Origin of the sequence: Moritella sp., from assembly GCF_033791185.1 — a bacterium.
Taxonomy (GTDB): Bacteria; Pseudomonadota; Gammaproteobacteria; order Enterobacterales; family Moritellaceae; genus Moritella.
This window is the reverse complement of the sequence record NZ_JASJHF010000138.1, coordinates 1-9,027: the sequence shown is the minus strand read 5'-3', so window position 1 is coordinate 9,027 and position 9,027 is coordinate 1. Positions and strand designations below refer to the sequence as shown.

The window sequence follows — 9,027 nt, the reverse complement described above, 5'->3', positions numbered from 1 at the left end:
TCCATGATAATAACCTCCTACGTATTTATGAATTAATAAATTAGTATAATTGGCGGTTTTCCGTCTACTACTAGACCAAAATAACAGGTTGTTATGTTAGTAAATGTTAAGCTGCGCACATTTATAGCATTTTAATACTTGTGTGAGAGCCTCATCATGATTCAGAATTGAGTATTTATTCGATACGATGGAAGAGTCAAAATGGAATTTACAACGACGTTAATGATGAGTACTTTGGTTATCGCTGTGTGTGCGTCATTGCATCTATATGGTGCTTATCAAGATAGAAAGTGGCTGTTTTATGTGTTTAAGCCCGTTACAACACTCTCTATTATTACGCTGTGTTGGTATCTTGCCCCGGAACTGAATGATTATGTCTGGCTGATCCTATTGGGTTTATTGCTTTCAACGTTGGGCGATATCTTTCTTATGCTACCCAAAGACAGGTTTATACCTGGATTATTGAGCTTTTTAGCTGCCCATGTTGCTTATATTATTGCTTTTTCTATACAACTTGAGCTGACTTACACTTGGGCGCTTATCGTGCCTTTAATCCTTATCGCAATGCTGTATTTAACTATCTTGTGGCCATCGCTAGCGGAAATGAAAGCACCTGTTTTTGTTTACATGAGTATCATCGTGATCATGGCATGGATCAGTGGTGAGCGTTACTTTAGCTTGGATAGCAGCGCCAGTGGTTATGCTTTTATTGGTGCTATAGTATTCTTGTTTTCAGACGCGACGCTGGCATTTGACCGGTTTAAAACACAGTTCCATAGTGCTTATGCGGTTATTATTGTAAGCTATTACCTTGCGCAGTATTTTATTGCGCTATCAGTTATCTGAAGGTGTTAACGTCGTTACAGTAAGGGAATAAATTCGTGGCTAAAATAAATCTATCTGGACTTGCTATTTATCCATTAAAGTCAGCAAAAGCAATTAACTTAAGTCAAGCTCATGTCAGTGAAATAGGGTTGGAGCATGACCGTCGATTTGTTATCAGCGACATGCAGGGACAATTTATTACCGGACGAACTCAGCCTAAGATAGCGACCATCAAAATTGAAGTCGTTGCGCAGGGGATCATGCTTTCAGCCCCTCAAATGCCGCCGATAGCGTTTACCTTCAAAGAACTGCAGCAGGATTATACTGATGTCGTAGTCTGGGGTACGCCTATTCAAGGTCAGCGCTGCAGCGATGACATTAATCGTTGGTTAACTAAGTTTCTCGCGGTTGACTGCCAGTTGCTTTATTTTGGTGAGCATTCTTCACGTCAGGTGGACAATTTTGATAAGCAATTAGGTTTCGCTGATGGTTTCCCGCTCTTATTAATCTCGCAAGCCTCTCTCGATGAATTAAATCGCAGCACTCAGCGTCCAATTGAGATGAGTCAATTTAGAACTAACTTGGTGGTAACGGGTTGTGAACCTTTTGCTGAAGATAGTTGGAAGCGGATCAAAATTGGTGATGCTGAGTTTGAATTAGTGAAGGCCTGTGAGCGTTGTATCTTTACGACATTAAGCCCTGGAAAGACAAGCTTTGCTGAAGATAGAGAACCCCTTAAAACGTTAAGTTTATTTCGCAAAGATAACGATGGCCGGATTGATTTCGGGCAAAACTTAATTAGCCATAACGATGCAGAAATTAAGCTTGGTGATAGTATTGAAGTATTAGAGTATCACCAACCTAAGGTCTATGCTGATAACCGACCTAAGCAAAAGTCGGTTATGTCGGCACCACGAGCAGCCGTGATCCCGAGTACCGAGCAACAGACTAAAACCTTATGGGGAAAAAGTGAAACCCGACAACTATCTTGTGTCGCGGTTATTGATGAGACTCCAGATACCAAAACATTCCGTTTTCGTGTTGAACCCGCGGCATTACTGAATTACAAACCGGGTCAGTTCATTACGCTTAATCTAAAAATTGGTCAGGATCTGGTAATGCGTAACTATACCTTGTCATCATCACCCAGCCGACCTGACTTATTAGCGATTACGGTAAAGCGAGTGCCTGAGGGGAAAGCTTCCAACTGGTTGAATGATAATTTAACGGTTGGCGGTCGCTTAGGCGCATCATCGCCGCGTGGCCCTTTCCATGCATTTACCGCGACAACGCAGAAGTTACTATTACTGTCAGCGGGCAGCGGTATTACCCCTATGCTGTCGATGGCGCGGTATTATGCCGATACTGAATGTGATAAAGACATCGTATTCTTTTACAGTGCAAAAACTGCAGCAGACTTGATTGCTCTTGATGAATTACAGTTACTCACACGCCAACATACCAATATGCGCTTGGTATTTACCTTGACCGCAGAAACTACCCAAAGTGATTGGACTGGATTGAGAGGGCGCATAGATCAGCAAATGCTAGCCGATGTGGTGCGTGATATTAGTGAACGCTCAGCTTATGTCTGTGGCCCTGAAGCGTTTATGACGATCATGAGTTCGGCGTTAACGGCATTAAATGTACCAGCTGAACAGCAGTTTACAGAAAGCTTTGGCGATCATAAACATTCAGAGACACCGGGTAAACCAGTGAATATTTTATTGGATAGTTGGGATACCAGTTTTGTTGGGGATAACAAAACCACCTTATTAGAACAAGCAGAAAAAAACGGCGTAAACATCCCTTACAATTGCCGAGCTGGTTACTGTGGTGTTTGTCGAGTTACCCTAGAATCAGGTGAAGTACGAGTGCTTGCCGATCATGCATTAACTGATGATGGTAAGAAGGCTAAAAAAATATTGGCGTGTAGTTGCATTCCACAAACGGATATAGTGATTAGTTAGGTCATAATACTAATGTAGTGGGAGTATTCAGGTTTTAGTATTAATGCTCCCAAATTGTAATTAAGTAAGCGGTGCTTTAACATGTACCTACTTATATATAGGAGATCATAAGATGAAACGTACACTTGCCATTGAATTCTCGCGTGTTGTGGAAGCGGCTGCCCTTGCTGGTTATAAATGGCTAGGACGTGGTGATAAGAATATTGCTGATGGTGCAGCTGTTGAAGCTATGCGTGTGATGCTAAACAAAATTGATATTGATGGTGAGATCGTCATTGGTGAAGGTGAAATCGATGAAGCACCAATGTTGTATATCGGTGAAAAAGTCGGTACCAAAATAGCTGGCGCTGATGCGGTTGATATCGCCGTTGATCCAATTGAAGGGACGCGTATGACTGCAATGGGTCAGTCGAATGCTGTTGCTGTACTTGCTGTTGGTGAAAAAGGTACGTTTCTGAAAGCACCTGATATGTACATGGAAAAATTGGTAGTGGGTCCAGATGCTAAAGACGCTATTGATTTAAATTTATCGCTTGAAGACAATATTGATAACGTTGCTAAGGCGCTTAATAAAGACATCAGCGAGTTAACGGTAGTGACTCTAGCTAAGCCACATCATGATGAAAAGATTAAAGCAATGCAAGCCATGGGTGTTCGTGTGTTCGCACTGCCTGATGGAGATGTTGCGGCATCTATCTTATGTTGTATGCCAGATAGTGAAGTTGATATGATGTATTGTATTGGCGGTGCACCTGAAGGTGTTATTTCTGCGGCGGCAATCCGTGCAATGGACGGTAATATGCAAGCGCGATTATTAGCGCGTCATGATGTTAAAGGCGATACGGCAGAAAATCGTGCTGCAGGTGAGATTGAAATCGCACGTTGTGAAGCGTTAGGTTTGGTAGTGGGTGAGATCTTACCACTAGATAAACTGGCGAAAACGGACAATGTTATCTTTGCCGCGACGGGTATTACTAAAGGTGATCTTGTTGAAGGTGTACAGCGTAAAGGGAATATAGCGACAACTGAAACATTAGTGATCCGTGGTAAATCTGGCACTATTCGTCGCATCCAGTCAACGCATATGCTTAACCGTAAAGGTGCCGATTTACAGAGCATTATTCTATAACTGTCACGCCATTAATATAAGCTGATGATAGAACCATAAAGATAGAAAAGTATGATTGATTAGATAGCAAAAAGCCGCGTGATTAACGCGGCTTTTTAGCATTGACAATCACGATTTTAATTTAGTTGATTGCAATACGATCGCTTGCTGCCAGAGCAAGGTCAGCTAATAATTTTTCCGTATCTTGCCAATGGATACAAGCATCGGTAATACTCTTACCATATACTAATGGTTCACCAGCAACGACTGCTTGGTTACCTTCTTCAATAAAGCTTTCTGCCATGATCCCTGAAATTTGCATGCTACCCGTGCGCATTTGCGCCATTACATCTTCAGCAACATTTAACTGATTAGTGTGTACTTTCTGGCTATTGCCATGGCTAAAATCAACCACAATAGAGGGAACTAAACCGGCATCAGTTAATGCTTGGGTTGCCACATCAATATGTGATTTGTCATAGTTAGGTGTTTTACCACCACGTAAAATAACGTGACCAAATGGGTTACCGTGCGTCTGGTATACCGTCATTAGCCCATCTTTATCTGGAGAGTAGAAAATGTGTGGTACTTGTGCAGCGCGTACGGCATCAATTGCAATTTTGGTATTGCCATCAGTGCCATTTTTGAAACCTACAGGGCATGACAAAGCTGATGCCATTTCACGGTGAACTTGGCTTTCTGTTGTACGTGCTCCAATTGCGCCCCAGCTAATTAAATCAGCAATGTATTGGCCGTTAACCATGTCTAAAAATTCAGTCGCGATTGGTAAGCCAATTTCAGTGATATCAACTAATAGCTTACGTGCTAAACGTAAGCCTTTGTTGGCTTGATATTTACCGTTTAAGTCTGGGTCACTAATCAATCCTTTCCAGCCCACAATGGTACGTGGTTTTTCAAAGTACACACGCATTGCAATCACTAAGCTATCTTTATATTGCTCTTGCAATGGTTTTAGACGGCGTGCGTAATCTAAAGCGGCGCTAGTATCATGAATTGAGCAAGGGCCAATGATAACTAGGAGACGTTTATCTTTGCCTTCTATAATCGCTTCGATTTCACGTCGGCTATTTACTAGCTGTTGTGCGGCGTTATCTGATAATGGAAACTCTTTAACCAGTTGACTCGGAGTGATCACCTGATCGATATAGGTAGTTCTAAGTTCGTCTGTTTTAATTGTCATGATGTCTATTAGTCTAATTATGGGCTGTGATCAGCTTAACGTAATTTTACTTTATTATAAAGATATCAGATGCCAGCTTGATTAGAATTATTAAAGCCTAATAGCAGTAATGATTTACCTTGTTTCTGATAAGCCAAAAAACGCTGTTGAATATCATTTGGTACTTGCTCTGTCTGGGTGAATCCATGTTGGCGATAGAAGTTCTCTAGATGCGGCAGAGCAAAGGTGAAAGTCTGCTGATGTTTAAATTGCGGCTGCATGTGCTGCAAAATAGCGTGACCGAGTTGCCGACCACGGTAATCGGGTGATACTAACATTCCCGTTAATAGCGATAATTTACCGATCGGGCGGAGTCGTGCACAAGCGATAATGGTTTTGTTATCTTTTAATACCGCAATATGTTCAGCCTTGTTTGGTCGAGAGTAGGGTAAATATTGTTTATAAAAAGGCTTCACTAACGGGTTTTCTATTTTATTTAGCCATTGAAACTGCATCTCGTTACCTTTTATTATTCGGTTTTGCACGCAGATACGGTACTATCTGCATGGGATCATGCTTTACGAGTGTTAATTATTTCATGCAAATACTAAAAAATCATAATTTAAAACCATACACCAGTTTTGGTGTTAATGCTTATGCTGCGCAATTTGTCACAGTGACAACCTTAACGCAGCTTAAATTAGCATTAGCGATCCCCACGCCCCAGCGAGTAATTCTTGGTGGCGGTAGTAATTTATTATTTTGTGCTGATTTTGCTGGATTGGTGATCCGTATCTGTTTAACGGGCATCTCAGTGAATGAATCAGCCGATGATACGGTGAGCTTACATGTTGCTGCAGGTGAAAACTGGCATGAGTTTGTACAATGGACTTTGGCTCAAGGTTATGATGGTTTAGAAAATCTAGCCCTTATACCTGGTGTTATTGGTGCTGCACCGGTACAGAATATTGGTGCTTACGGCGTCGAACTGAAGGATTTCTGTGATTATGTCGATGTACTTGATAGTGAAACTTTAACGGTACGTCGTTATACACCTGAAGAATGTCAATTTGGTTATCGCGACAGCATTTTCAAGCACGAACTCAAAGATAGTGCGGTGATCACCGCGGTTGGTATTAAATTAGCTAAAGCTTGGGTGGCCAAAATTAACTATGGTCCATTAGCGAACTTAGGTAAAAACCCATCGGCATTAACGATCTTCAAACAAGTGTGCCTGACTCGTCAACAAAAATTACCTGATCCAAATAAACTTGGTAATGCTGGTAGTTTCTTTAAGAATCCGATCATCAATAAAGCTCGGTTTAATGCGATTGTGGCGAAGCATCCTAGCATGCCGCATTATCCTGCCGGAGAAAATATCAAATTAGCGGCGGGTTGGTTGATTGATCAATGTGAGCTTAAAGGTTATCAACTCGGCGGAGCACAAGTGCATACCGAACAAGCCTTAGTTATTGTTAATACGGGTTTGGCGACAGCGGCTGATATTGTTGCTTTGGCGAAACATATCCAAACTACAGTGCAGACTCGTTTTGGCGTTGAATTACATCATGAAGTTCGTTTCATGGGGCAACACGGTGAAACAAGCCTTGCGGAGGTGTGCCGTGGTTAATATGACCGCTTCACGACAACAGTTAATTCGTTTACTTGCTGATGGTGAGTTTCATTCCGGTGAAGTATTGGGTGAAACTCTAGGTGTTAGCCGAATGGCGGTAAGCAAGCAGGTTAAAGTATTAGAAACTATTGGTTTGGATGTTTTTAAGGTTACAGGTAAGGGTTATAAACTGTCATCGCCGTTGCAATTACTGGATGCAGAGCTGATCGCGAATGGCAGTGGCATCACGGTCGAAAGTCATCAAGTATTAGGCTCAACCAATCAGCATCTATTAGATAAAGCGGCATTGTTACATAAAGGCCACAGCTGTTTTGCTGAATATCAGACCGCGGGACGTGGCCGTCGTGGAAATAAGTGGGTATCGCCCTATGGTTCCCATCTTTATACCAGTACCTACTGGAGTTTAGATGCTGGGATACAAGCTGCGTCTGGATTAAGTTTAGTCATTGGTATTGCTGTTGCACGTACATTAACAGACTTAGGTATTCCTAATACCCAATTGAAATGGCCGAATGATGTGTATGTCGATGGTAAAAAAATCGCAGGGGTATTGGTCGAGATTATTGCCACTGCCGGTGGCGAATGCCATTTAGTTATAGGCTTAGGGCTTAATGTTAATATGCCACTGCAAGCTGGGCTAGAGATTGACCAAGCTTGGACCGATATCAGTCAGCAACTACAACCCCCGATCGATCGTAATCAGCTGGCAACGCGCTATTTATCCCATTTAGTGAAGATATTGACTGACTTTGAACAATTGGGTTTTTGCCATTTTGTCGAAGAATGGAACGAGTGTGATGCATTTAAAGATTGTCCTGTGGTTTTAACCTTGGGTGTGAAGCAAAAACACGGTATTGCCAAAGGCATTGATCATACTGGCGCATTGTTATTAGAAGTTGACGGCGTTATTAGCCCACATGTTGGTGGTGAAGTATCATTGCGACGCGCTGAAATGTAATCAGCGATTGATGTTATTAGAATTTTGAGTCGAAGCTTAGTCGAAGTGGCTAATAATTCACCATGTGAATAGAAAAAAACTGGTTTTTATAGATTAAGGTTGCAAGAGGTAGGGGCTTGCTCTAGAATCTCTCCTCGTTAAGTGACGCCGCCGACTTAGCTCAGTAGGTAGAGCAACTGACTTGTAATCAGTAGGTCGCCAGTTCGACTCCGGCAGTCGGCACCATTTAACTTGTTACTGAAGTACAATATGTGGAGGGGTTCCCGAGTGGCCAAAGGGATCAGACTGTAAATCTGACGGCTCAGCCTTCGAAGGTTCGAATCCTTCTCCCTCCACCACTTTGTATTCAGGACGCATGCGGGCGTCGTATAATGGCTATTACTCCAGCCTTCCAAGCTGATAATGCGGGTTCGATTCCCGCCGCCCGCTCCAAATTCGCTGATATGGCTCAGTCGGTAGAGCGCATCCTTGGTAAGGATGAGGTCCCCAGTTCGATTCTGGGTATCAGCACCATTTTTTAGGTCTATTATTTCTTCTTCTCTCTATTCTTCATATCAAATAACAATACCTTGAAAATAACCACGCTTTAAAAATCAAATAATCAAAAAAATAATCACAATCATAATCTATTTAAGCTATTTGTAATTCAAATATTATTCATAATTATATACGAATAACTTGCATGAAAAATGAAAGCCCCTATAATTAGGTGCTCCGTTTGTAGGGGTAGTTCCAATTGGTAGAAAGGCGGTCTCCAAACTGATGTTTGTGAGTTCGATTATCTCCCTCCTACCACTGTCATCGCCGTGTAACAGCGGATTTTTTTGTCTTAAGGTACAGGTTAGTAGTATGACTTCAAATACTGAAAACCAAGGAAAAGCACTAGAAACTGTAAAATGGGTACTAGTTGCAATAATTCTAATTGGCACAGTTATTGGTAACAATATTTTTAGTGAAGAATCAGTGTTAATCCGCGCAGTTGCTGTAATTATTGCCGCTGTTATTGCTGGTGGCATTGCATTACAGACAAGTAAAGGGCGCAATGCGCTTGAATTTGCATCTGAATCAAGAACAGAAGTACGTAAAGTAGTTTGGCCTACACGCCAAGAGGCGATCCAAACTACACTTATCGTATTAGTTGTTACCGCTATTATGGCGTTAGTGCTATGGGGATTAGATGGTATTCTAGTTCGTATAGTTGCATTTATCACAGATGTAAAGGTATAAGTTCATGTCTGAACAGAAAATGAGATGGTACGTAGTTCAAGCTTTTTCAGGTTTTGAAGGTCGTGTTCAAAAAACACTACTTGAACACATTAAGATCCATGAAATGGAAGAACACTTCGGTGACAT

General features: G+C 41.8%; 8 protein-coding genes, 4 tRNA genes and 1 pseudogene. 11 read left to right on the top strand and 2 right to left on the bottom strand.

The genetic code is table 11. The features are described 5' to 3' along the window. Nucleotides 1-201: 201 nt before the first annotated feature. The 3 genes from QNK26_RS08180 (at nucleotide 202) to glpX (ending at nucleotide 3,924) form a co-directional block, all read left to right on the top strand. The gene (locus QNK26_RS08180; RefSeq protein ID WP_319222122.1) at nucleotides 202-846 is read left to right on the top strand and encodes a lysoplasmalogenase; all 645 of its coding nucleotides are present in this window, start codon (nucleotides 202-204) and stop codon (nucleotides 844-846) included. A gap of 35 nt (nucleotides 847-881) precedes the next feature. After that, nucleotides 882-2,795, top strand: coding sequence for a hybrid-cluster NAD(P)-dependent oxidoreductase (locus tag QNK26_RS08175; RefSeq protein ID WP_319222121.1), 1,914 nt, complete (start codon nucleotides 882-884; stop codon nucleotides 2,793-2,795). 112 nt (nucleotides 2,796-2,907) lie between these two features. Continuing rightward, a complete protein-coding gene (gene glpX, locus QNK26_RS08170) occupies nucleotides 2,908-3,924 on the top strand; it encodes a class II fructose-bisphosphatase (RefSeq protein ID WP_319222120.1) in 1,017 nt (338 codons plus the stop codon). Nucleotides 3,925-4,045: 121 nt separating this feature from the next. Here the strand turns inward: glpX and QNK26_RS08165 are convergent, their stop codons facing one another. Both QNK26_RS08165 and QNK26_RS08160 read right to left on the bottom strand, forming a co-directional pair. Beyond that, complete coding sequence (locus tag QNK26_RS08165) at nucleotides 4,046-5,104, bottom strand: 3-deoxy-7-phosphoheptulonate synthase (protein ID WP_319222119.1); 1,059 nt, start codon at nucleotides 5,102-5,104, stop codon at nucleotides 4,046-4,048. Nucleotides 5,105-5,169: 65 nt separating this feature from the next. Beyond that, nucleotides 5,170-5,598, bottom strand: coding sequence for a GNAT family N-acetyltransferase (locus QNK26_RS08160; RefSeq protein WP_319222118.1), 429 nt, complete (start codon nucleotides 5,596-5,598; stop codon nucleotides 5,170-5,172). Nucleotides 5,599-5,681: 83 nt separating this feature from the next. Here QNK26_RS08160 and murB point away from each other — a divergent pair, with 83 nt between their 5' ends. From murB to nusG, 8 genes and pseudogenes are all read left to right on the top strand, one after another. Beyond that, nucleotides 5,682-6,713: a UDP-N-acetylmuramate dehydrogenase gene (murB, locus tag QNK26_RS08155; RefSeq protein WP_319222117.1), complete on the top strand. Its 1,032-nt coding sequence runs from the start codon at nucleotides 5,682-5,684 to the stop codon at nucleotides 6,711-6,713. 1 nt (nucleotide 6,714) lies between these two features. After that, nucleotides 6,715-7,674: a bifunctional biotin--[acetyl-CoA-carboxylase] ligase/biotin operon repressor BirA gene (birA, locus tag QNK26_RS08150; protein ID WP_319222123.1), complete on the top strand. Its 960-nt coding sequence runs from the start codon at nucleotides 6,715-6,717 to the stop codon at nucleotides 7,672-7,674. 149 nt (nucleotides 7,675-7,823) lie between these two features. Continuing rightward, nucleotides 7,824-7,899 (top strand) — tRNA-Thr (locus QNK26_RS08145). A gap of 28 nt (nucleotides 7,900-7,927) precedes the next feature. Next, nucleotides 7,928-8,012 (top strand) — tRNA-Tyr (locus QNK26_RS08140). A gap of 19 nt (nucleotides 8,013-8,031) precedes the next feature. Next, nucleotides 8,032-8,106 (top strand) — tRNA-Gly (locus tag QNK26_RS08135). Nucleotides 8,107-8,111: 5 nt separating this feature from the next. Further along, nucleotides 8,112-8,187: transfer RNA gene (locus QNK26_RS08130), tRNA-Thr, on the top strand. A 336-nt stretch (nucleotides 8,188-8,523) separates the two neighbouring features. After that, the gene (secE, locus tag QNK26_RS08125) at nucleotides 8,524-8,901 is read left to right on the top strand and encodes a preprotein translocase subunit SecE (RefSeq protein WP_017222498.1); all 378 of its coding nucleotides are present in this window, start codon (nucleotides 8,524-8,526) and stop codon (nucleotides 8,899-8,901) included. Nucleotides 8,902-8,905: 4 nt separating this feature from the next. Then, nucleotides 8,906-9,027, top strand: a pseudogene (gene nusG, locus QNK26_RS08120) (transcription termination/antitermination protein NusG); the annotation flags it as partial.

Bases quoted from the DNA above. Each gene is read 5' to 3' on its own strand.
- QNK26_RS08180 (WP_319222122.1), top strand. From the start codon at position 202: ATGGAATTTACAACGACGTTAATGATGAGTACTTTGGTTATCGCTGTG.
- glpX (WP_319222120.1), top strand. From the start codon at position 2,908: ATGAAACGTACACTTGCCATTGAATTCTCGCGTGTTGTGGAAGCGGCT.
- QNK26_RS08165 (WP_319222119.1), bottom strand. From the start codon at position 5,104: ATGACAATTAAAACAGACGAACTTAGAACTACCTATATCGATCAGGTG.
- QNK26_RS08160 (WP_319222118.1), bottom strand. From the start codon at position 5,598: ATGCAGTTTCAATGGCTAAATAAAATAGAAAACCCGTTAGTGAAGCCT.
- murB (WP_319222117.1), top strand. From the start codon at position 5,682: ATGCAAATACTAAAAAATCATAATTTAAAACCATACACCAGTTTTGGT.
- birA (WP_319222123.1), top strand. From the start codon at position 6,715: ATGACCGCTTCACGACAACAGTTAATTCGTTTACTTGCTGATGGTGAG.
- secE (WP_017222498.1), top strand. From the start codon at position 8,524: ATGACTTCAAATACTGAAAACCAAGGAAAAGCACTAGAAACTGTAAAA.